19 protein-coding genes and 1 other RNA gene are annotated in these 20,830 nt (G+C 69.3%); 14 read left to right on the top strand and 6 right to left on the bottom strand.

Features of this window, described 5'->3' with window-relative positions; all coding sequences use genetic code 11:
* Positions 1–116 precede the first annotated feature (116 nt).
* The 6 genes from purS to AB6A69_RS07425 all read left to right on the top strand — a co-directional run bounded on the left by purS (position 117) and on the right by AB6A69_RS07425 (position 8,269).
* Positions 117–347 carry a phosphoribosylformylglycinamidine synthase subunit PurS gene (purS, locus tag AB6A69_RS07450; RefSeq protein ID WP_371037686.1) on the top strand — a complete coding sequence of 77 codons (231 nt, stop codon included), beginning with the start codon at positions 117–119 and terminating at the stop codon, positions 345–347.
* The gene (locus tag AB6A69_RS07445; RefSeq protein ID WP_371054380.1) at positions 347–1,390 is read left to right on the top strand and encodes an alcohol dehydrogenase catalytic domain-containing protein; all 1,044 of its coding nucleotides are present in this window, start codon (positions 347–349) and stop codon (positions 1,388–1,390) included. Before purS ends, AB6A69_RS07445 begins: the two co-directional genes overlap by 1 nt.
* Before the next feature lie 11 nt (positions 1,391–1,401).
* On the top strand, positions 1,402–2,070 hold the full coding sequence (purQ, locus tag AB6A69_RS07440; RefSeq protein ID WP_371060293.1) for a phosphoribosylformylglycinamidine synthase subunit PurQ: 669 nt from the start codon (positions 1,402–1,404) through the stop codon (positions 2,068–2,070).
* A 36-nt stretch (positions 2,071–2,106) separates the two neighbouring features.
* Positions 2,107–3,870: an ATP-binding protein gene (locus AB6A69_RS07435; RefSeq protein ID WP_371060292.1), complete on the top strand. Its 1,764-nt coding sequence runs from the start codon at positions 2,107–2,109 to the stop codon at positions 3,868–3,870.
* A gap of 7 nt (positions 3,871–3,877) precedes the next feature.
* On the top strand, positions 3,878–5,212 hold the full coding sequence (locus tag AB6A69_RS07430) for a sigma-54-dependent transcriptional regulator (protein ID WP_371037682.1): 1,335 nt from the start codon (positions 3,878–3,880) through the stop codon (positions 5,210–5,212).
* 420 nt (positions 5,213–5,632) lie between these two features.
* Complete coding sequence (locus AB6A69_RS07425; RefSeq protein WP_371060291.1) at positions 5,633–8,269, top strand: ribonuclease E/G; 2,637 nt, start codon at positions 5,633–5,635, stop codon at positions 8,267–8,269.
* A 10-nt stretch (positions 8,270–8,279) separates the two neighbouring features.
* On the opposite strand, the gene AB6A69_RS07420 is transcribed toward AB6A69_RS07425, so the two are convergent.
* A complete protein-coding gene (locus tag AB6A69_RS07420; RefSeq protein WP_371037973.1) occupies positions 8,280–8,504 on the bottom strand; it encodes a sulfurtransferase TusA family protein in 225 nt (74 codons plus the stop codon).
* Positions 8,505–8,597: 93 nt separating this feature from the next.
* Between AB6A69_RS07420 and AB6A69_RS07415 the strand changes: the two genes are divergently transcribed.
* The 4 genes from AB6A69_RS07415 (at position 8,598) to AB6A69_RS07400 (ending at position 12,959) form a co-directional block, all read left to right on the top strand.
* Positions 8,598–9,347 carry a cytochrome c biogenesis CcdA family protein gene (locus tag AB6A69_RS07415; RefSeq protein ID WP_371037680.1) on the top strand — a complete coding sequence of 250 codons (750 nt, stop codon included), beginning with the start codon at positions 8,598–8,600 and terminating at the stop codon, positions 9,345–9,347.
* A 64-nt stretch (positions 9,348–9,411) separates the two neighbouring features.
* On the top strand, positions 9,412–10,650 hold the full coding sequence (locus AB6A69_RS07410) for a hypothetical protein (RefSeq protein WP_371060364.1): 1,239 nt from the start codon (positions 9,412–9,414) through the stop codon (positions 10,648–10,650).
* A complete protein-coding gene (locus AB6A69_RS07405) occupies positions 10,647–11,999 on the top strand; it encodes a cytochrome P450 (RefSeq protein WP_371060290.1) in 1,353 nt (450 codons plus the stop codon). Before AB6A69_RS07410 ends, AB6A69_RS07405 begins: the two co-directional genes overlap by 4 nt.
* A 60-nt stretch (positions 12,000–12,059) precedes the next feature.
* Positions 12,060–12,959: a fructose bisphosphate aldolase gene (locus AB6A69_RS07400; RefSeq protein ID WP_371060289.1), complete on the top strand. Its 900-nt coding sequence runs from the start codon at positions 12,060–12,062 to the stop codon at positions 12,957–12,959.
* Positions 12,960–12,978: 19 nt separating this feature from the next.
* On the opposite strand, the gene AB6A69_RS07395 is transcribed toward AB6A69_RS07400, so the two are convergent.
* The 5 genes from AB6A69_RS07395 to ssrA all read right to left on the bottom strand — a co-directional run bounded on the left by AB6A69_RS07395 (position 12,979) and on the right by ssrA (position 15,856).
* Complete coding sequence (locus AB6A69_RS07395) at positions 12,979–13,209, bottom strand: ribbon-helix-helix domain-containing protein (RefSeq protein ID WP_371060288.1); 231 nt, start codon at positions 13,207–13,209, stop codon at positions 12,979–12,981.
* Positions 13,206–13,382, bottom strand: a complete 177-nt coding sequence (locus tag AB6A69_RS07390) for a DUF4169 family protein (protein ID WP_371060287.1) — start codon at positions 13,380–13,382, stop codon at positions 13,206–13,208. Before AB6A69_RS07390 ends, AB6A69_RS07395 begins: the two co-directional genes overlap by 4 nt.
* A complete protein-coding gene (fumC, locus tag AB6A69_RS07385; protein ID WP_371060286.1) occupies positions 13,379–14,770 on the bottom strand; it encodes a class II fumarate hydratase in 1,392 nt (463 codons plus the stop codon). The genes AB6A69_RS07390 and fumC overlap by 4 nt, the downstream gene beginning before the upstream one ends.
* A 67-nt stretch (positions 14,771–14,837) precedes the next feature.
* Complete coding sequence (locus tag AB6A69_RS07380) at positions 14,838–15,338, bottom strand: SspB family protein (protein ID WP_371054373.1); 501 nt, start codon at positions 15,336–15,338, stop codon at positions 14,838–14,840.
* A gap of 163 nt (positions 15,339–15,501) precedes the next feature.
* Positions 15,502–15,856, bottom strand: a transfer-messenger RNA (tmRNA) gene (gene ssrA, locus AB6A69_RS07375).
* A gap of 223 nt (positions 15,857–16,079) precedes the next feature.
* Here ssrA and AB6A69_RS07370 point away from each other — a divergent pair.
* The 4 genes from AB6A69_RS07370 to AB6A69_RS07355 all read left to right on the top strand — a co-directional run bounded on the left by AB6A69_RS07370 (position 16,080) and on the right by AB6A69_RS07355 (position 20,824).
* Positions 16,080–17,069 (top strand): MDR family oxidoreductase, encoded by a 990-nt coding sequence (locus AB6A69_RS07370; protein WP_371060285.1) that lies wholly within the window; start codon positions 16,080–16,082, stop codon positions 17,067–17,069.
* A gap of 260 nt (positions 17,070–17,329) precedes the next feature.
* On the top strand, positions 17,330–17,743 hold the full coding sequence (locus AB6A69_RS07365) for a universal stress protein (protein WP_371054371.1): 414 nt from the start codon (positions 17,330–17,332) through the stop codon (positions 17,741–17,743).
* Between the two features lie 66 nt (positions 17,744–17,809).
* Positions 17,810–19,468, top strand: a complete 1,659-nt coding sequence (locus AB6A69_RS07360; protein ID WP_371060284.1) for a BCCT family transporter — start codon at positions 17,810–17,812, stop codon at positions 19,466–19,468.
* 132 nt (positions 19,469–19,600) lie between these two features.
* Complete coding sequence (locus AB6A69_RS07355; RefSeq protein WP_371060283.1) at positions 19,601–20,824, top strand: aminotransferase class V-fold PLP-dependent enzyme; 1,224 nt, start codon at positions 19,601–19,603, stop codon at positions 20,822–20,824.
* The last annotated feature ends 6 nt before the right edge of the window (positions 20,825–20,830 follow it).

The following is a 20,830-nucleotide window of genomic DNA, read 5'->3' as shown; positions in this document are numbered from 1 at the left end:
TCCGGCGCGTGCCGCGTCGCCGCGGTGAGCGTCACCGGGGCGGGGTCCGGCGCGAACCGGGGGCGGCGGCACGACGGGCGCGACGGGCCCGGGGCGAACGAGACGGGAGAGACGCGATGAAGGCACGGGTGCATGTCATGCTCAAGGAGGGCGTGCTCGACCCCCAGGGAGAGGCGGTGCGCCATGCGCTGGGCAGCCTCGGCTTCGAGGGCGTGACGGGCGTGCGCCAGGGCAAGGTGATCGAACTCGATCTCGCGCCCGGCACCGACCGCGAGACCGTCGAGCGGATGTGCGAGGCGCTGCTCGCCAACACCGTGATCGAACGCTACGACATCGAGATGGGCTGATGCGGGCGGCGCGGCTCACCGGCTGGCGCGCGCCTCTCGACATCGTCGCGGAGGCCGATCCGGCGCCGCCCCCGGGCGGCGTGGTGCTGCGCGTGCTTGCCTGCGGCGTCTGCCGATCCGACTGGCATGTCTGGACGGGCGCCGACCCGGACGTCGCGCTGCCCCACATTCCCGGGCACGAATACTGCGGCGAGGTCGTCGCGGTGGGCGACGGCGTGACCCGCTGGCGCGAGGGCGATCGCGCGATCGCGCCCTTCATCCTGGCCTGCGGCGCCTGCCCGGCCTGCGCGGCGGGCCGCCAGACCACCTGTGCGCGCCAGGTCCTGCCGGGCTTCACCGTGCCGGGCGCCTTCGCCGAATATGTCGCCGTGGCCCATGCCGACGCCAACCTCACCGCGCTTCCGCCTGCCGTGGCCCCCGATCTCGCCGCGGGGCTCGGCTGCCGGGTCACCACCGCCTGGCAGGCGCTGACAGGCCGTGCCGCGCTCGGCCCCGGCGAATGGCTCGCCGTCTTCGGCGGCGGCGGGGTGGGTATCTCGGCCCTGCTTCTGGGCCGCGCCCTCGGCGCGCGGGTGATCGTGGTGGACGTGGTCCCCGAGAAGCTGGAATTCGCCCGCGCCCTCGGCGCCGAGGCGGTGGTCGACGCCCGCGAGACGGACGCGGCCCTCGCCGTGCGCGAGATCACGGGCGGCGGCGCGGATCTCGCCGTCGAGGCGCTCGGGATCGAGGAAACCACGGCAAGCGCCTTGAAGAGCCTCGGCAAGATGGGGCGGATGGTGCTGGTCGGAATGCCCGCCGGCGCCAACGTCGCCATGACGCTGCCGATGGACGCGGTCTATTCCGGGCAGCTTGCGATTTACGGCACACGGGGGATGCCGGCGTGGCGCTACCCGTCGCTTCTGAGCCTCGTCGAGGCGGGGCGCGTCGATCTTTCGGCACTCGTCACGCGGCACATCGCGCTGTCCTCCGTCACTGAGGAACTTGCCGCCTTCGACCGGCCCGCGCCGCCGGGGGTCGCGGTCATCACCGATTTCGCCAGCTGAGGAACCACGCCATGCGCGCCGCCGTCATCGTCTTTCCCGGATCCAACTGCGACCGCGACCTCGCCGTGGCGCTCGCCGCCGGCGGTGCGCAGGTGAGCATGGTCTGGCACAAGGAAACCGAACTGCCGCAGGGGATCGACCTCGTGGCGCTGCCCGGCGGCTTTTCCTTCGGCGATTACCTGCGCTGCGGCGCCATCGCCGCCAACGCGCCGATCTGCCGGGCCGTGGTCGAGCATGCGGGGCGGGGCGGCTACGCGCTGGGCATCTGCAACGGCTTCCAGGTGCTGACCGAGACCGGGCTTCTGCCCGGCGCGCTCATGCGGAACGCGGGCCTGAAGTTCGTCTGCCGGCCGGAGCGGCTTTGCGTCGCCACGACCGAGAGCGATTTCACCCGCGACTACGCCGAGGGGCAGGAGATCGTCGTGCCGGTGGCCCACCACGACGGCAACTACTCCGCCGACGGGGCCACGCTCGACAGGCTTGCGGGGGAGGATCGCATCGCCTTCACCTATCTCGACGACCCCAACGGCTCCGCGCGCGGCATCGCGGGCATCCTTTCCGAGAACCGCCGCGTGATGGGCATGATGCCGCATCCCGAACGCGCCGTGGACCCGGCCCATGGCGGCACCGACGGGCGGGCGCTCTTCGCGTCGCTCGTGGGCGCGCTCGCGGCGGCCTGACTTGAGCGGCCGGGCCCCGCCCCGTAATCTCGGCACATGACGAAGCTCGTGCCCATGACGTCGCTCGGTCGCCGGACCGGGCCCATCGGGTGGAAGGTGCGCCTGGCGCTTCTTCTGCTGCTCGGCCTGGCGGCGATCACCGTCTGGCTGACCAACCACCTGCTCACCGAGCGGTTCACCGAGACGACGCGCAACCGTGCCGAACTGCGGCTCGCGCTCTACTCGGGCAACCTTCTGTCGGAGCTTCGGCGCAACGCCATCGTCCCGCAGCTTCTCGCGCGGGATCCCGCGCTCATCAACGCGCTGAGTTCGAGCGATTACAGCCAGTCCACCCAGCGGCTCATCGGCTTCGTCGACGAGATCGGCGCGGCATCGCTCACTCTGCTGGACCGCGACGGGCGGACGGTGGCAGCGACGGACCGCAACCAGCTGGGCGCGACGCATCGCTCTGAGCCCTATTTCGTGGAAGCGCTGCGCGCGTCCGGCACGGTCTTCACCACCTTGCCGCGCGAGGCGGGCGGCTATCGGTTTATGTACTCGCGCCGGGTCGAGGGGCAGGGCGGCGTGCTCGGCGTGATCGTGGTCGAGGTCGATCTCGCCAAGTTCGAGCGCGCCTGGGCCGGCATTTCGGACGCGGTTCTGGTCACCGACAGCGAGGGCAGCATCATCCTGTCGACCGAGCCGCGCTGGCGCGGGCTGACCGAGGACGCGGCGCTCGAGCGCGAGCCCCCCGACAGCGCGATCGAGCGCGCGATCCAGGCCACGGCCGACTGGACCGCGCTGCCCGCCGACGCCTACCTGGGCGGGCAGGCGGTGATGCGCACCGAGACACGCCTGCCGTTCCGCGGCTGGCGCATGGCCAGCTTCACCACCTACGCGTCGGTGCGCGAGCGGGTGAACGCCGTTCTCGCGCTGGAGATCATGGGCTTCGCGATCCTGCTGGCGCTGAGCTTCTACTTCCTGTCGCGCAAGACGGCGCTCCGCATGGCGCTGTTCCAGCGTGAGTCGGCGGAACTTCGCGCGCTCAACCAGCGGCTTCAGCGGGAAATCGCCGAGCGCGAGCGCGTGCAGGAGACCCTCGCCGTGGCCGAGCAGACGCTGGCGCAGTCCTCCAAGCTCGCCGCGCTGGGGGAGATGTCGGCCGCGGTCAGCCACGAGCTCAACCAGCCGCTCGCCGCGATGAAGACCTATCTCGCCGGCGCGCGGCTTCTGCTGCGGCGCAACCGGCCCGACGAGGCGGTGGCCGCCTTTCACCGCATCGACGACCTGATCGAGCGGATGGGCGCGATCACGCGGCAGCTGAAATCCTATGCCCGCAAGGGGGACCAGGGTCTCGCGCCGGTCGATCTCGGCGAGGCGCTGGCCTCGGTCCTGTCGATGATGGAGCCGCATTTGAGGCAGGGCAATATCCGCATCAACCGGGTCCTGCCGCGCCAGCCGGTCATCGTCATGGGGGACCGGGTGCGGATCGAGCAGGTGATGGTCAACCTCATGCGCAACGCCATCGACGCCACCCGCGGGGAGGCGGCGCCCGAGATCGACATCATTCTCGCCAGCGGCGAGACCGCGGTGTTCACCGTGCGCGACAACGGGCCGGGCATCGAGGATCTCGACGCGCTCTTCGAACCCTTCTACACGACGAAGCAGCCCGGCGAGGGCGTCGGGCTGGGGCTTGCCATTTCCTCCGGCATCGTCGCCGATCTCGGCGGCAGGCTGACCGCGCGCAACGCCGAGGCGGGCGGCGCAGTGTTCGAGATGCAGCTGCCGGTCCTGACCGAAGAACCAAGAGCCGCGGAGTGAGCGTGCCATGACCAAGGCGATGAAGATCGCGATCATCGACGACGAGCGGGACATGCGCCAGTCGATCAGCCAGTGGCTTGCGCTGTCGGGCTACGACACGGAGACCTTCGCGGGGGCCGAGGAGGCGCTGAAGGCGCTCGGCCCGGACTATCCCGGCATCGTCATCACCGACATCAAGATGCCCGGCATGGACGGCATGCAGTTCCTGCGAAAGCTGATGGGCGCCGACAGCGCGCTGCCGGTCATCATGATCACCGGCCACGGCGACGTGCCGATGGCGGTGGAGGCGATGCGCCTCGGCGCGTTCGACTTCCTCGAAAAGCCCTTCAACCCCGACCGGATGACCGAGCTGGCGAAGCGCGCGTCGAACGCGCGCCGGCTGACGCTGGACGCGCGCGCGCTGCGCCGTGAGCTTGCCGATGGCGGGCAGATCATGAAGAAGCTCATCGGCTCCAGCCCGGCGATGGAGCGCCTGCGCGAGGATATCCTCGATCTCGGGCAGGCCGACGGGCATGTCCTGATCGACGGCGAGACCGGGACCGGCAAGACGCTGGTGGCGCACGCGCTTCATGCCGTGGGCTCGCGGGCGGGAAAGAAATTCGTGCTGGTGCCCTGCGCGGCCTTCGAGGAAAGCGCGCTGATCCGGCGTCTCTTCGGCCCGATGCTGCCGGAGGACGGGCGGCTGCCGGCCTTCGAGGAGGCGCGCGGCGGCACGCTGGTGCTGGAGGATATCGAGACGCTGACCGAGGCCGCGCAGGCGCGGCTTCTGTCGGCGATCAACGACCAGGGCCAGCCCGCCGAGACGCGGATCGTGGCGATCTCGAACCTGCAGGACGAGGGGCGCACCTGCGAGGACGCGCTGCGGCCCGACCTCTATTACCGGCTGGCCGCGCTCAAGATCACCGTGCCGCCGCTGCGCGCGCGGGGCGAGGATATCCTTACGCTCTTCACCCGGCTCATCGAGCAGTTCGCGGAGGAATACGGCTGCGAGGTGCCCGAGGTCTCCGCGCAGGAGGCCGCGCAGCTTCTTCAGGCGCCCTGGCCGGGGAACGTGCGCCAGCTCATCAACCTCGCCGAGCGCGCGGTGCTGCAGGCGCGGCGGGGCCAGGGCTCCATCGCGTCGCTCCTGATGAACGACCACGAAGACATGCAGCCGGTGATGACGACCGAGGGCAAGCCGCTCAAGGAATACGTGGAGGCCTTCGAGCGCATGCTCATCGACAACACGATGCGCCGGCACAAGGGCTCCATCGCGGCGGTGATGGAGGAACTGTCGCTGCCGCGGCGCACGCTCAACGAGAAGATGGCGAAATACGGGCTTCAGCGGGCGGATTACCTGTGAAAGGCCGCGCCGGCCGGCCCGGCGCGCCGCGCCCGCGCGTTTTCTCCATTGTCATTGCCGGCGCACTCCTCTTATGGTGTCAGGCAGGCCGCATCATGCAGTTTTGCGGCGGCCGCCAGACGTTTTGCTGTTTCTGACAGTCGCGGGCCATCCGGCCCGGCGCTCCGGAGCAGACCGACCGGCCCCTCGGGCCAGCACAGGATTGCCCGCGCCGCGCTTGACGCGCCGGGCTTTGAACGGATGTCCCCGAGCGGGATGTCGGAGAAGAAACGCGATGACGCGCGCGCGACAGGCACATCATGAGAGCGAAGCCCCCGGGGCTTGCTCCGTCAGCGCGGCGATCATCGCCCAGACCAGACACGGCCGCCGCTCACGCCGCCTCTTGCAGGGGGGCGTGCCGGCTGCGTGCAGACGGATAACATGGCAAACAAGATGCTTATCGACGCCACCCACGCGGAAGAGACCCGCGTCGTGGTGGTGGACGGAAACAAGGTCGAGGAATTCGACTTCGAGTCGGAGAACAAGCGCCAGCTAGCGGGCAACATCTACCTTGCGAAGGTGACGCGGGTCGAACCGTCGCTTCAGGCGGCATTCGTGGACTACGGCGGCAATCGCCACGGGTTCCTGGCCTTCTCGGAAATCCACCCCGACTACTACCAGATCCCCGTCGCGGACCGCGAGGCGCTGATGGAGGAGGAGCGCGCCTACGCCGAGGCGATGCGCGCCGAGGCCGAGGCCGAGGAGGACAAGCCCAAGCCGACGCGCCGCCGTCGCGGCGCGCGGCCCGCCAAGACCGAGGCCGAGGACGCCGTGATCGCCTCCGAACCGGTCGAGACGCAAGCCGGCGAGGCGTCGGCCGCAACGGAGGAGGCGGACGAAGAGGGCCGCTCTCCGATGGAGCGCGTGGAGGACACGCCCGTCGAGGAACCGGAAAACGGTGACAACGGCCACGCCGCTGCGGACGGGGACGAGGACGACGAGCCCTTCGTGGCCGCCGATCACGCCGCTGAACGCGACGACAGCATCGAGGCGGTGTCCGACGACGACGACCAGGAGGACATCCGCCCGCCGCGCAAGCCGCGCCCGCGGAAATACAAGATCCAGGAAGTGATCAAGGTCCGGCAGATCATGCTGGTCCAGGTCGTCAAGGAAGAGCGCGGCAACAAGGGCGCGGCACTGACCACCTATCTCAGCCTGGCGGGGCGCTATTGCGTGCTCATGCCGAACACCGCCCGCGGCGGCGGCATCAGCCGCAAGATCACCAACGTGGCCGATCGCAAGAAGCTAAAGGAGATCGCCTCGGGGATCGAGCTTCCGGCCGGGGCGGGGCTCATCATCCGCACCGCGGGCGCGCAGCGCACCAAGACCGAGATCAAGCGCGATTACGAGTATCTGCAGCGCCTGTGGGAGCAGATCCGCGAGCTCACGCTCAAATCCATCGCCCCGGCGAAGATCTACGAGGAGGGCGACCTCATCAAGCGGTCGATCCGCGACCTCTACAACCGCGAGATCGACGAGGTCCTGGTCGAGGGCGAGGCGGGCTACCGCATCGCCAAGGGCTTCATGAAGATGATCATGCCGTCGCACGCCAAGAACGTGAAGCACTACCAGGATCCGCTTCCGCTCTTCGCGCGCTACCAGGTGGAAAGCTATCTCGCCTCGATGTTCAACCCGACCGTGCAGCTGCGCTCCGGCGGCTACATCGTGATCGGCGTGACCGAGGCGCTGGTCGCGATCGACGTGAACTCGGGCAAGGCGACCAAGGAAGGCTCGATCGAGGAGACCGCCCTCAAGACCAATCTCGAGGCGGCCGAGGAGATCGCCCGACAGTTGCGTCTGCGCGATCTCGCCGGGCTCATCGTCATCGACTTCATCGACATGGACGAGCGCAAGAACAACGCCGCCGTGGAGAAGAAGCTCAAGGAAAAGCTGAAGTCCGATCGCGCCCGCATCCAGGTCGGCCGCATCTCGGGCTTCGGTCTTCTGGAGATGAGCCGCCAGCGCCTGCGTCCCGGCATGCTGGAGGCCACGACGCAGCCGTGCCCGGCCTGCCACGGCACCGGCCTCATCCGGTCGGATGACAGCCTTGCTCTGTCGATCCTGCGCCATATCGAGGAGGAGGGCGTGCGCGGCCGCTCGCGCGAGGTGGTGGTGAAATGCCCCGTCGGCATCGCCAATTTCCTGATGAACCACAAGCGCGAGCACGTCGCACAGATCGAGGCGCGCTACGGCCTGTCCGTCCGCGTCGAGGGCGACCCGATGCTGGTGAGCCCCGATTTCACCGTCGAGAAGCTCAAGACGGCGACCCGAACGGTCCCCGAGGTCACCGCGCCGGTCGTGTCGGCCAACGCCTCGCTCATGGACACCATCGACGAGGAAGACGAGGCGGCCCCGGACAACCTGCCGCCCGAAGAGGCGCCAGCCCCGGCCGCGTCCGAGGAGAAGCCCAAGAAGAAGCGCCGGCGCCGGCGCAAGCGCAAATCGTCGAAATCGGGCGAGGGCGAGGCCCCGCAAGCCGGGGAACAGCCCGCGACCGAGCCTCGTGAAGAGGCCGCGGAGGAGCGCGCCGCAGGGGCGGGGGCCGGATCCGGCGCCGCGCCCGCGGCCGGGGAGGCCGCGGAGGAACCCGCCGCCGCGGAGGCGCCGGCCAAGCCCAGGCGCAAGCCGACCACCCGCTCGCGCGGAAAGCCCAAGGCTCAGCCTGCGCAGGAGGAGCCCGCGGCCGCAGCCGCGGCGGAAGAAACGCCCGCAACCGAGGCGCCCGCGGCTGCGGCGGAAGAAACGCCCGCGCCCGCGCCCGCGGACGAGGCGCCCGCACCTGCCGAGGCGGAGGCGCCCGCGCCTGCGGCGGAAGATGCCGGTGAGCCCGCCCCGGCGGCCGCCGAGACGCCCGACCCCGCCGAAGAGGCGCCCGCGCCCGCCGCGGAGACGCCGGCCGAACCCGCGCCGAAGCCGGGCGAGGATGACAAGACGCCCGAACCCGTGGGCGCCGAGGAGACGACCGAGGAAGACCGGTCGAAGCCCCGGCGGCGCGGCTGGTGGTCGCTGGGACGCTGAGCCCCGGGTGTCAGTCGCCGCGGCGGATGAGGTAGCTTTGCGCCCCGTCCGCCTCGGCGGTCTCTTCCAGGCTGTGCCCGGCTTCGCGGCAGAAATGCGGAACGTCCACCACAGCGACGGGGTCGTCGGCAAGCAGGCGCAGGCGCGCACCGGGCGGCAGCGCCGCGAGGCGCTTGCGCAATTTCAGCACGGGAAGCGGGCATTTGAGCCCGCGGGCGTCCAGCTCCTCGGTCATGGCGGTGGCATAGGCGGCCTGCGCCGTTCTGTCCACGCGGATGTGAGGACCCAGAGGGTGACGGCCCCGCGCCGATCGCCTATGTGAGGAACGATGTTCGGAATAGAAATCATCGACGCCAGCCTGCTGCCCGCGATGCTCGTGGCCATGTTCGCCGGCGTCATCTCTTTCCTGTCGCCCTGCGTGCTGCCCATCGTGCCGCCCTACCTCGCCTACATGAGCGGCGTGACGGTGACCGAGCTGAGCGCGGGCGAGGGGCGCAACCGGGCCCTTTTCCCCGCGCTTTTCTTCGTGCTGGGCCTGTCGACCGTTTTCCTCTTCCTGGGCTTCACCGCCTCCGCTGTGGGGCAGGTGTTTCTGGCCTACCAGGGCTGGTTCAATACCGTCGCGGGACTGCTGGTGATGGCGTTCGGGGCGCATTTCGTGGGCGTCTACCGGCTGGGCTTTCTCGACATGGAGGCGCGGATCGACGCGGGCGATCACGGGGGGACGGCCTTCGGCGCCTACATACTTGGGCTTGCCTTCGCCTTCGGCTGGACGCCCTGCATCGGGCCTCAGCTGGGCGCGATCCTGTCGCTCGCCGCGTCCGAGGCGAACGTGGCGCGCGGCACGACCCTTCTTGCCGTCTACGCGATCGGGCTCGGCGTGCCGTTTTTGCTGGTGGCGGCCTTCCTGCCGCGGATGGGCGGACTCATGGCGTGGATGAAGCGGCACATGGACCGGATCGAGAGGGTGATGGGCCTTCTGCTCTGGACCATCGGGCTCATGATGCTGACGGGCGGTTTCTCCGCTTTCTCGTTCTGGCTGCTCGAAACCTTCCCGGCGCTCGCCGCGCTCGGCTGAGGGCCACGCCCCGGCGCGGCCTTACTCTCGCCCGCATGGGCGGCTACACTCGACATCCATGACGATGCGCGCGGCTCAGGCGGGGAAGGTGGCGCGTCGGCGGGTGTTCTACATCCCCGGCTACGATCCCTTTCCGCCGCGCCGCTACCGCGAACTCTACCGCAAGGAGGCCGCGCGACAGGCGGGGATCTCGGGCTACACCATCGCGCTCTTGCCGGGCGGCGGGCAGGCCCCTGGCTGGCAGGTGACGGCCGAGATGGACGGCGCGCGGAGCGAGGCCGCGATCGAGGTGTTCGTCTGGTCGGATATCGTGCAGGAGAGCATGTCGCACTCCATCGCCGGCACCTACGCCCAGCTTCTGCGCACGGCCTGGGTCTATATCTCGACAGGGGCGCTCTTCCGGCTGATGCGTCTGCGGAAGGGGCCGGTCATCGCCGGGTTCTACCCTGTCGCGATGCTGCTCTTGCAGCTGGTGCTCGCCGTCGCGGCGGGCGTTCTGATGTCGGGGGCGGTCGCGCGTCTGTGGTCGGCGGGCGGCGCGCCGGAGGGATGGGGCGCGCTTGCCGGCGCCTTGCCGGGCGCGCTCGCCGGCTGGTTCGTGCTGCGGTGGTTCCGCGCCCGGGACGCGAAGCTCTACGCCTATTACCTGATGCACGACCTTGCCTTCGCCGCGCGGTGTCGCGGCGCCAATCCGCCCGCGCTCGAGGCGCGGCTTGCCGATTTCGCCGACCGGATCGCCGAGGCGCTCGCAGAGGATGTGGACGAGCTGCTCGTGGTCGGCCATTCGTCTGGCGCGCATCTCGCCGTCTCCGCGCTCGCCGACCTCGTCCGGCAGGGCCGGGTGCCCGCGGAGGGGCCGGCGCTGTCCTTTCTCAGCCTCGGCCAGGTGGTGCCCATGGTCTCCTTCCTGCCCGGCGCCGATCGCCTTCGCGCCGACCTTGCCTTCCTCTCGGCGCGCGACGAGATCACCTGGGTCGACGTCTCGGCGCCCGGCGACGGCTGTGCCTTCGCGCTCTGCGACCCCGTCGCGGTCTCGGGCGTGGCAGCCCCGGGCAAGCGCTGGCCGCTGGTGATCTCGGCGGCCTTCACCCAGACGCTGTCGCCCGCGCGCTGGAAGGCGCTGCGCTGGCGGTTCTTTCGGCTGCATTTCCAGTATCTCTGCGCCTTCGACCGTCCGGGCGACTACGACTATTTCCGCATCACCGCCGGGCCGAAGACGCTCGCGCAGCGCTTCGCCGGGCGGCGGCCCTCGCGCTCGCGGATCGAACGGGCGGTGTCCGGCTATCGCGGCCGCGCCGCATGATCCCGCCGAAGCCCGCCGCCCGGCCCGATCGCGTCTCGCCATGGCGCTATCTCCGGCTTTTCCGGCAGGACATCCTGTCGGCGCAGCCCGCGCGTCTCTACCGCGCCTGGATGGCGGAGTTCCGCACGCCCTTCTTCCGCTCCTACCTCGTGAACCACCCTGCGCTTGTGGACCTCGTGCTGAAGGAACGCCCCGACGACTTCCCGAAATCCGCGCGGGTTTCCGAGGGGTTGCGCCCGCTTCTGGGCGAGAGCGTGTTCCTCACCAACGGCGCCACGTGGAAGCGCCAGCGCCGGATCATCGACCCGGCCTTCGACGGTGGGCGCCTGCGCGAGACCTTCCCGGCGATGTGGGATGCCGGCGAGGCGGCGGCGGCGCGGCTCGCCGCGCGGGCGGGCGACACTGTCGAGATCGAAGCCGAAACAAGCCACGCGGCCGCCGACGTGATCTTTCGCACGCTCTTTTCCATCCCGATCGAGGACCGGATCGCCACCCGGGTCTTCCGTGAGTTCCGCGCCTACCAGCGCAGCCAGCCCATTCTGAACGCCGCCGCCTTCCTGCGCCTGCCGCGCTGGGCGCCGCGCGGTCATCGAGGCGGGACGCGCCGTGCCGCGCGCGCCATCCGCGCCCTTCTTGCCGAGCTCACCGCCGGGCGGATGCAGGCCATCGCGGCGGGAGAGGCGCCGGACGACCTTGCCACCAAGATCATGACCACCTGCGATCCCGAGACGGGCGAGACCTTCACCGAGGCCGAGATGGTGGACCAGGTCGCGATCTTCTTCCTCGCGGGCCACGAGACCTCGGCCTCGGCGCTGGCCTGGGCGCTCTACCTCATGGCGGCCTTTCCCGACTGGCAGGACAAGGTGGCCGAGGAGGCCCGCGCCCATCTCGCCCCTGATTTCGCCTGCGTCTCGCGGCTTCGCGTGGCGCGCGACGTCTTCCGCGAGACGCTGCGCCTTTATCCGCCTGTCCCGATGATGGTGCGCGAGGCCACGCGGCCCGAACATTTCCGCGGCCGCGACGTGGCCCCCGGCGCGCAGATCGTGCTGTCGCCCTGGCACCAGCACCGGCACACGCGGCTCTGGGACGACCCGGACGGGTTCGACCCCGCCCGCTGGGAGACCGAAGAGGGCAGGGCCTCGGCGCGGGTGGCCTACATGCCGTTCTCGGCGGGGTCTCGGGTCTGCACCGGCGCGGGCTTTGCCATGATGGAAGGGGTGCTGCTTCTGTCGCGGCTGCTGCGCGATGTCCGGGTGGAGCTCGCCGACCGCCCGCCGCCCGTGCCGGTGGCCCATCTGACGGTGCGCGCGCGCGACGGTATCTGGCTGCGGGTGCGGCGCCGGGATTGACGGGCGCGCGGCGGCGCGGCATGACCCGTCGACACCCGCAAGAGCCCGGAGGAAGCCCCGATGACCGACGCCGACCGCCTGACAGAGCAGCGCCGCCAGATCGCCGAGGGGCAGGGCTTCATCGCCGCGCTGGACCAGTCGGGCGGCTCCACGCCCAAGGCGCTGCGCCTCTACGGCGTGCCGGAAGACGCCTATTCCGGCGAGGAGGAGATGTTCGCCGAGATCCACGCCATGCGCGCGCGGATCATGCAGGCCCCGGATTTCGACAGCCGCAAGGTGCTGGGCGCGATCCTCTTCGAGCGGACCATGAACGGCGAGGTGGGCGGCAAGCCCGTGCCCGGCTACCTTTGGCAGGAGCGCGGGGTGGTGCCCTTCCTCAAGGTGGACAAGGGCCTCGCGGAGAAGGCCGACGGCGTGCAGCTCATGAAGCCGATGCCCGATCTCGACGCGCTTCTGAAGACGGCGGTGGAAAAACGCATCTTCGGGACCAAGATGCGCTCGGTCGTCCAAGAGGCGGACGCCGCCGGCATCGAGGCCGTTGTGGACCAGCAGTTCGAGGTGGCGCGGCAGATCATGGCCCATGGGCTGGTGCCGATCGTGGAGCCCGAGGTGGACATCCATTCGCAGACCAAACCCGAGGCGGAGGCGATCCTGCGCGACCGCATCGCCGCGCATCTCGACGCGCTGCCCGGCGAGGCGCCGGTGATGCTGAAGCTCACGATCCCGTCGCAGGACGATCTTTACGCGCCCTTCATGGCCCATCCGCGCGTACTGCGCGTCGTGGCGCTTTCGGGCGGCTACTCCACCGAGGACGCCTGCGCCCGGCTCGCGCGGAACACCGGGATGATCGCCTCCTTCTCGCGCGCGCTCACCGAGGGGCTGACGAAGCAGATGTCGGACGCGGAGTTCGAGGCGGCCCTCGGCGCGAACATCGACAAGATCTACCGCGCCTCTGTCTGAGCGGGGCCGGCCGGCACGATCAGCCGTCGCGCGCCTTCTGCCGGTAGTGTTCCAGAACATGGACGCGGATGGCCGAGGCGAGCCCCGTCTCCAGCCCGCGTGCCGCGTCGATCTCGGCGGCGAGGCCGTTCACGCTCTGCTCGCGTTCGGCCGCGATCTCGCGGAAGGCGCGCCAGAACTCCTCCTCGAGCGACACCGAGGTGCGGTGGCCCCGCAGCGTCAGCGAGCGCTTGACGGGCCGCGCGCTCATTCCTCGCGTTTCAGCCCCTCGAGCGCCCGGACGATCCGCTCGGCCTCGGCGCGGGCGGCCTGCTTCTCGGCCTTCGTGCGCCCGAACTTCACCGCGTTCTCGTCGGCGCGGGCCTTCGCCTCTGTCCGCGCCCTGGCCTTGCGGTAGCGGTTGAGGTTCACCGGCGTCGTCATTTCGGCCCGATCATCTCTTCGGGGCGCACGACGCGGTCGAAGGTCTCCTCGTCCACGAAGCCGAGGCGCACCGCCTCCTCGCGCAGCGTGGTGCCGTTCCTGTGCGCCGTCTTGGCCACCGTCGTGGCGTTGTCGTAGCCGATCTCGGGGGCGAGCGCCGTCACCAGCATCAGGCTTTCGCGCATCAGCTTGTCGATCCGTTCGACATTCGCCTTCGTGCCCATGAGCATCCGCTCGGTGAAACTGTCGGCCGCCTGGCCCAGAAGCGTCATGGATTGCAGCAGGTTGTAGGCCATCATCGGGTTGTAGACGTTGAGCTCGAAATGGCCCTGGCTGCCCGCGAAGGAGATCGCCGCGTCGTTGCCGAGGACATGCGCGCAGACCTGCGTGAGCGCCTCGGCCTGGGTCGGGTTCACCTTTCCGGGCATGATCGAGGATCCCGGCTCGTTCTCGGGCAGGATCAGCTCGCCCAGCCCCGAGCGTGGGCCGCTCCCGAGGAAGCGCATGTCGTTGGCGATCTTGTAGCAGGCCATCGCCGCCGTCTTGATCGCGCCAGACATGAAGACCATCGCGTCATGGGCGGCGAGCGCCTCGAACTTGTTGGGCGCGGTGACGAAGGGCAGGCCGGTGATGGCCGCGATGTTGGCCGCCACCGTGGTATCCCAGCCCCTCGCGGTGTTGAGCCCCGTGCCCACGGCCGTGCCGCCCTGCGCCAGCTCGTAGATGCCGGGCAGTGCCAGCCTGATCCGCTCGATCCCTTTCCGGACCTGGTGCGCGTAGCCCGAGAACTCCTGGCCCAGCGTCAGCGGTGTCGCGTCCTGCGTATGGGTGCGGCCGATCTTGATGATGTCCCGGAACTCTTCGGACTTGGCTTCCAGCCCCTCCGCGAGCTTCTCCAGCCCGGGCAGAAGCGTGTCGTGCACAGTCGTCGCCGCTGCGATGTGCATGGCCGTGGGGAAGGTGTCGTTCGACGACTGGCCCATGTTGCAGTGATCGTTCGGGTGCACCGGGGCCTTTGAGCCGATCTCGCCGCCCAACATCTCGATGGCGCGGTTCGCGATCACCTCGTTGGCGTTCATGTTGGACTGCGTGCCCGAGCCCGTCTGCCAGACCACGAGGGGGAAATTGTCGTCCAGCTTTCCGTCGATCACCTCCTGCGCGGCGGCGATGATCGCGTCGGCGAGGTCCGCGTCGAGCTTGCCGCTGGCCTTGTTCGCCTCGGCGCAGGCGCGCTTGACGACGCCCAGGGCGCGGACGATGGCCACGGGCTGACGCTCCCAGCCGATCGGGAAGTTCATGATCGATCGCTGGGTCTGCGCGCCCCAATACCTGTCGGCGGGCACTGCGAGGGGGCCGAAACTGTCGCTCTCGGTGCGGGTGTCGGTCATGCGCGGGCTCCTCTGGCATGCGGTCGCATACCTTTAGCCGCCCCCGCCGCGCAAGACAACGCCGCGGCTACTTCCTGAACTTGTCGAGGCTGACGACGTCCGCGTCCTTCTTCGGCGCGTCTTCCGGTTCGGCCACGTGGATGTCCGCCGCGCCGTCTTCCTCGCCCGCGAGGTGGGGCGCCTCTTCCTCGCCGCCTTCGGATGCCTCGGGTTCCGCGTGCGCCTCGAAGCGCAGGCCGAACTCTACCGAAGGGTCCACGAAGGTCAGGATCGCGTCGTAGGGGACGTGAAGGCGCTCGGGCTGATCGCCGAAGTTCAGCGTGACCGCAAAGCCGTCCTCGCCGACCTGAAGCGCGTCGAACCACTGCTGCATGACGATGGTCATCTCGTCGGGATACCGCTCGCAGAGCCAAGGCGCGATATCGACGTCGGCGTGACGCGTGTCGAAGGTGATGAAGAAATGGTGTTCGCCGGGCAGCCCATGCTCGGCCACGACCGAGAGAACCTCGCGGATCAGGCCGCGCATGGCGTTGTGCATGAGCTTGCCGTAGTCGATGCTGTCGGTCATGGCCTCTGCCCGGCTCGGTTTCGCCTTGACCATAAGGGATTCGGACAGAAACGGAAGGGCACGCGTGTGTTCGCGCCCCAGCGGCGCGCAGGCGGGCCTTCGGGGGCCTCGAAAGGGGCAGTCCGGGTCGCAGAAGGTGCGCGGGCCGCTGCGGAGTGGGGAAAGTGCAGGCTTCTGTTGCCAGGTGCCTGCGAACCCCGCCTAACCCTGCTAGAGGCTAGGACTTAAGTTTCGGTCTTGCGCGCTGCTTACGCAGCGAGCGCGACCGGAGCACGGTTGTCGTTGGCAACTATGCGTTACGGACCGATAACGGTGGTACCTCACCGGGACAAAGCCACGCCTTTACACGTTCGTCGATCCTGTTTCGGCCCCTCGTGTCCGCCCCAACGAGGCAGGGTTATGGTGGAGCCGCCGGGTACCGCCCCCGGGTCCGAACCGCTTATTCCGCGCGCGTTTATGTCCATAGTCTCTTGCGAGACACAGCCAATATAGGAGCGCGCGGCGGGCATTTGAAGGGGGATTCCGCCGCCCCTCCCGCGCACGCGACCCGCCGCCCTCGGTCATCCACGCCCAGCCGATCACGGCGGGACATGCGACCGCGCCCGCCGATCCCTGCCTTCTGCCGAAAGAGGGGCCTTGGCTTCGAGCGCCCCCGTGGCGCAGGGTGACGCGACGGGGCCCGGCGGGGCCTCTCACGAGAAACCCCGGGGGCATCGCGCCCCGCGAAGGAGGAAGAGACCGATGTTCGACGCGCTGGTGGTGGAGAAGGACGAGGACACGGGCAAGACCCATGCCGAGGTGAAGCAGCTTTCCGAGAGCGATCTGCCCGACGCCGAGGTCACGGTCGCCGTCGAGCATTCGACGCTCAACTACAAGGACGGGCTCTGCATCGGCCCGGGCGGCGGCCTCGTGCGGCACTATCCCCATGTGCCGGGCATCGATTTCGCCGGCACCGTCGAGGCCTCTTCGGACGCGCGCTACAAGCCCGGCGACAAGGTGGTGCTGACCGGATGGCGCGTGGGCGAGGCCCATTGGGGCGGTTACGCGCAGAAGGCTCGGGTGAAGGCCGACTGGCTGGTGCCGCTGCCCGAGGGCATGACGACGCGGCAGGCCATGGCGGTGGGCACCGCGGGCCTGACCGCGATGCTGGCGATCCAGGCGCTCGAGGATCACGGGCTCGCCGACCATCAAGGGCCCGTGTTGGTGACCGGCGCCGCGGGGGGCGTGGGGTCGGTCGCCACGGCGATCCTGGCGCAGCTCGGGCGTGAGGTGGCGGCCGTCACCGGCCGGCCGGAGCAGGCCGACTATCTCAGGGGTCTCGGCGCGACGGAGGTGGTGCCGCGCGAGGAACTGACCGAGGTGACGCGCAAGCCGCTCGAGTCTGAACGCTGGGCGGGCTGCGTGGACGCCGTGGCCGGGCCCATGCTGGGACGTGTGCTCAAGCAGATGAAATACGGCGCCTCGGTCGCGGTCGTGGGGCTTGCCGGCGGCGCGGCGATCGAGGGGGCGCTCGTCACGCCGTTCATCCTGCGCGGGGTGAACCTGCTGGGAATCGATTCGGTCCTGCAGCCCTACGACAACCGGGTGCGCGCCTGGGAGCGAATCGCGCGCGATCTGCCCATGGAAAAGCTGGAGGCGATGATCGAGCCGGCCGGCCTAGAGGATCTGCCGCGCCTCGGCGCCGAGATCCTCGCCGGGCGCGTCAAGGGCCGGGTGGTGATCGATCTTTAGGCGCGCACATGGGCCGCAAGACGCGACGGGGTCGCAAGGCGTTGAAAAGTCAATAACGCTGACGGTTCGACTTGCGCGTTTTTTTTGATCAGGGCCGCGGAACGCGGTTTGCTTTCCGCGGCCAGAACGCGCTAACGTTTACGTCTCAAGATCCACGCAGCCAAGGCTGCGGGTCCACACGATACGCGACGCGCCGGTCAGCGCCTGCCCGAGGGCCGTTGCCGGTTTCTGCCACGGCGCGCACAGGAGGGAGTGACGACGTGTTTAGCAAGATCATGACGCCAGTGGACCTGGCCCATGTCGAAACGCTGGAGAAGACGCTGCAATGCGCGGCCGACCTAGCCACGCATTACAAGGCGCAGGTGGTCTATGTCGCCGTGACGACCGGGCAGCCCAGCAAGATCGCCCACACGCCGCAGGAGTTCGCGCAGAAGCTCGAGGCGTTCGCGAAGGAACAGGCCGACACGCACGGGATCGAAACGTCGTCCCATGCGCTGACGAGCCATGATCCGACCATCGACCTCGATCCCACGCTTCTCAAGGCGGTGGACGAGACCGGAGCGGACCTCGTCGTGATGGCGACCCATCCGCCCAATTTCAGCGACTACGTCTGGCCGTCGAATGGCGGCTACGTGGCGGAGCATGCGAAAGCGTCCGTCTTCCTCGTCCGCTAGGGCGGCACGGCCACGCGGACGCGTGGCCGGTCGGCAAGAAACGACATCAACCAAGGGAGGCCGGAAATGGCCGACGAAACAAGTCAGGGTGTCCCCGCGCCGGAAGGCGAATCGGACATCATCGAGACCGAATACGAGATCGGTCAGGACAACATCGAAGGGAAGGTCGGTCCCTTCGGTTTCGACATTCACAACCCGGTCTTCGTGATCTCGGGCCTCGTCGTGGTGGCCTTCGTGGCCTACGCGCTGATCCTGCCGCAGCAGGCTTCGGACTTCTTCGGCTGGCTGCGCCCGACGCTGACCTCGACCTTCGACTGGTTCTTCCTGCTTTCGGCGAACGTCTTCGTGATCTTCTGCCTGTTCCTGATCGTGTCGCCCTGGGGGGCAGTACGCCTCGGCGGGGCGGAGGCCACGCCGGATTACGGCTATCTCGGCTGGTTCGCGATGCTGTTCGCCGCCGGCATGGGGATCGGGCTGATGTTCTTCGGCGTGCTCGAGCCCGCCTATTACTTCGGCACGCCCTGGGGGGATGCGCCGCTCGGCACCGTCCGACCCTTCGACGACGATGGCAACCTGATCGCCGCCAACGTCGAGGAGGCGCGGCGCATGGCGCTTGCGGCCACGTCCTATCACTGGGCGCTGCATCCGTGGGCGATCTACGCCGTGGTGGCCCTCGCACTGGCGCTCTTCTCCTACAACAAGGGCCTTCCGCTCTCGATCCGCTCGGCCTTCTACCCGATCCTCGGAGAGCGCGTCTGGGGCTGGTGGGGCCACACGATCGACACGCTGGCCGTTTTCGCCACGCTCTTCGGCCTTGCCACGTCGCTCGGCATCGGGGCGCAGCAGGCGGCCGCGGGCATGTCCTACGTCTATGGCTTCCCCGAGGATCCGGGCAGCGTCGGCTTCCAGGTGTTCCTGATCGTCGCGATCACGGGCATCGCGCTCATCTCGGTGCTGCGCGGCCTCGACGGCGGCGTGAAGGTGCTGTCCGAGATCAACATGGGCATCGCGACGCTGCTGCTGATCTTCGTGCTGTTCACGGCCGGCGCGGCGACGATCCTTTCGGAATTCGTCGCGGGTCTTGGCGCCTATGCGCGCGAGGTCGTGCCGCTGTCGAACCCGTTCGGGCGCGAGGACACCGGCTACATGCAGGGCTGGACGGCCTTCTACTGGGCCTGGTGGATCAGCTGGTCGCCCTTCGTGGGCATGTTCATCGCGCGGGTCAGCCGCGGCCGCACGGTGCGCGAATTCATCACCTGCGTGCTGATCATCCCGTCGCTCGTCTGCATCCTGTGGATGGCGGTCTTCGGCGGTTCGGCGATCAGCGACATGATCGCGAACCCCGACACCAGCGCGGTGAAGGCCAACGTGATCGACAGCTATTCGCCTGAACTTTCGCTCTTCGCGATGCTGGAAAGCCTGCCTCTGGCGGCGATCACCTCGACCATCGGGATCGTGCTCGTGATCGTGTTCTTCGTCACCTCGTCGGACTCCGGCAGCCTCGTGATCGACACGATCACCGCCGGCGGCAAGGTCGACGCGCCGGTGCCGCAGCGGGTGTTCTGGTGCACCTTCGAGGGGCTCGTGGCGATCGCGCTGCTTGTCGGCGGGGGGCTGACGGCCTTGCAGGCGATGGTGATTTCCACCGGTCTGCCCTTCACGCTGATCCTGCTGATGATCTGCTACGCGATCCTTCGCGGGCTCATGTCCGAGCCCCGGGGCTGAGACATGACGCGAGGGGGCGTTCGTCCCCTCGCGTCCCGCCCGGCATCGCCGGGCCCGAGACAGGACCCGGCTGAGAACAAGGATCGGGCGCGCGCTTGACGGTGCGCGCCCGACACGCTTTGAGTGCGCCCCATGATGCTGGATGTGGATTTCGCGCGGGCGCAGTTTCCCGCCTTCGCCGAGCCCTCGCTCGAGGGTCAGGCGTTCTTCGAGAACGCGGGCGGGTCCTACGCCTGCGCCCCGGTGATCGAGCGCCTCACGCGGTTCTACCGGGCGCGCAAGGTTCAGCCCTACGCCCCGTTCGAGGCAAGCCGGCTGGCGGGCGATGAGATGGACGAGGCGCGCGGCCGCATGGCCGCCCTGCTGGGTGTCGGCGAGGACGAGCTGTCGTTCGGGCCCTCCACCACCCAGAACGCCTATGTGCTCGCGCGCGCTTTCGCGGGGTTCATGGACGAGGGCGAGGCGATCGTCGTCACCGACCAGGACCACGAGGCCAATTCCGGCCCGTGGCGGCGCCTGGCCGAGGAGGGCTTCGAGATCCGCGAATGGGCTGTCGACCCCGAAACCGGACGGCTCGACCCCGACGATCTGGCCGCATTGCTCGACGAGAAGGTGCGGCTCGTCTGCTTTCCCCACTGCTCGAACGTGGTGGGCGAGGTGAACCCCGTTGTCGAGATCAGCGCCATCGCCCATGCCGCCGGCGCCTTCGTCTGCGTGGACGGGGTGAGCTATGCGCCCCACGGGCTGCCCGATGTGGGCCGGCTGGGACCCGACATCTACCTCTTCTCGACCTACAAGACCTACGGGCCGCACCAGGGCGCCATGGTGATCCGGCGCGCGCTCGCGCAATTGCTGCCGGTGCAGGGGCATCATTTCAACGCGGACGTTCCCGAGAAACGCTTCGTTCCCGCCGGGCCGGATCATGCGCAGGTGGCGGCCTGCGCCGGGATCGCGGATTACTGGGACGCGCTCGCCGCCCATCACGGCGTGACCGCGGAGCGCGCGGCCGATCGCGCCGCCGCGGTGCACGATCTTTTCCGCGCCCACGAGACGGCGCTTCTTCAGCCGCTGCTCGATCACGTGGCCGGGCGCGACGACATGCGCCTTCTGGGTCCGGCCCGCGCCGAAGCGCGGGCGCCCACGGTCGCGGTGGCGCTGGAGCGGCCGGGCGCGGAGGCGGCCGCGCGGCTTGCGCCGCACGGCATCATGGCCGGCGGCGGGGATTTCTACGCCCACCGGCCGCTTCGCGCGATGGGGATCGATCCCGAACACGGGGTGCTGCGCGTGAGCTTCGTGCACTACACCACCGCGGAGGAGGTCGACCGCCTGATCGCCGCGCTCGACGCGGCCCTTTGATCCCGC

This window comes from Rhodosalinus sp. 5P4 (genome assembly GCF_041365695.1).
Taxonomy (GTDB): Bacteria; Pseudomonadota; Alphaproteobacteria; order Rhodobacterales; family Rhodobacteraceae; genus Rhodosalinus.
Note: the sequence above shows the minus strand (reverse complement) of the source record. Positions and strands in the feature narration are given on the sequence as shown.

Bases quoted from the DNA above. Each gene is read 5' to 3' on its own strand.
- AB6A69_RS07370 (WP_371060285.1), top strand. From the start codon at position 16,080: ATGTTCGACGCGCTGGTGGTGGAGAAGGACGAGGACACGGGCAAGACC.
- AB6A69_RS07395 (WP_371060288.1), bottom strand. From the start codon at position 13,209: ATGAGCGCGCGGCCCGTCAAGCGCTCGCTGACGCTGCGGGGCCACCGC.
- fumC (WP_371060286.1), bottom strand. From the start codon at position 14,770: ATGACCGACACCCGCACCGAGAGCGACAGTTTCGGCCCCCTCGCAGTG.
- AB6A69_RS07445 (WP_371054380.1), top strand. From the start codon at position 347: ATGCGGGCGGCGCGGCTCACCGGCTGGCGCGCGCCTCTCGACATCGTC.
- AB6A69_RS07430 (WP_371037682.1), top strand. From the start codon at position 3,878: ATGACCAAGGCGATGAAGATCGCGATCATCGACGACGAGCGGGACATG.
- purQ (WP_371060293.1), top strand. From the start codon at position 1,402: ATGCGCGCCGCCGTCATCGTCTTTCCCGGATCCAACTGCGACCGCGAC.
- AB6A69_RS07425 (WP_371060291.1), top strand. From the start codon at position 5,633: ATGGCAAACAAGATGCTTATCGACGCCACCCACGCGGAAGAGACCCGC.
- AB6A69_RS07405 (WP_371060290.1), top strand. From the start codon at position 10,647: ATGATCCCGCCGAAGCCCGCCGCCCGGCCCGATCGCGTCTCGCCATGG.
- purS (WP_371037686.1), top strand. From the start codon at position 117: ATGAAGGCACGGGTGCATGTCATGCTCAAGGAGGGCGTGCTCGACCCC.
- AB6A69_RS07420 (WP_371037973.1), bottom strand. From the start codon at position 8,504: ATGACCGAGGAGCTGGACGCCCGCGGGCTCAAATGCCCGCTTCCCGTG.
- AB6A69_RS07355 (WP_371060283.1), top strand. From the start codon at position 19,601: ATGATGCTGGATGTGGATTTCGCGCGGGCGCAGTTTCCCGCCTTCGCC.
- AB6A69_RS07415 (WP_371037680.1), top strand. From the start codon at position 8,598: ATGTTCGGAATAGAAATCATCGACGCCAGCCTGCTGCCCGCGATGCTC.
- AB6A69_RS07380 (WP_371054373.1), bottom strand. From the start codon at position 15,338: ATGACCGACAGCATCGACTACGGCAAGCTCATGCACAACGCCATGCGC.
- AB6A69_RS07435 (WP_371060292.1), top strand. From the start codon at position 2,107: ATGACGAAGCTCGTGCCCATGACGTCGCTCGGTCGCCGGACCGGGCCC.
- AB6A69_RS07400 (WP_371060289.1), top strand. From the start codon at position 12,060: ATGACCGACGCCGACCGCCTGACAGAGCAGCGCCGCCAGATCGCCGAG.
- AB6A69_RS07360 (WP_371060284.1), top strand. From the start codon at position 17,810: ATGGCCGACGAAACAAGTCAGGGTGTCCCCGCGCCGGAAGGCGAATCG.
- AB6A69_RS07410 (WP_371060364.1), top strand. From the start codon at position 9,412: ATGCGCGCGGCTCAGGCGGGGAAGGTGGCGCGTCGGCGGGTGTTCTAC.
- AB6A69_RS07390 (WP_371060287.1), bottom strand. From the start codon at position 13,382: ATGACGACGCCGGTGAACCTCAACCGCTACCGCAAGGCCAGGGCGCGG.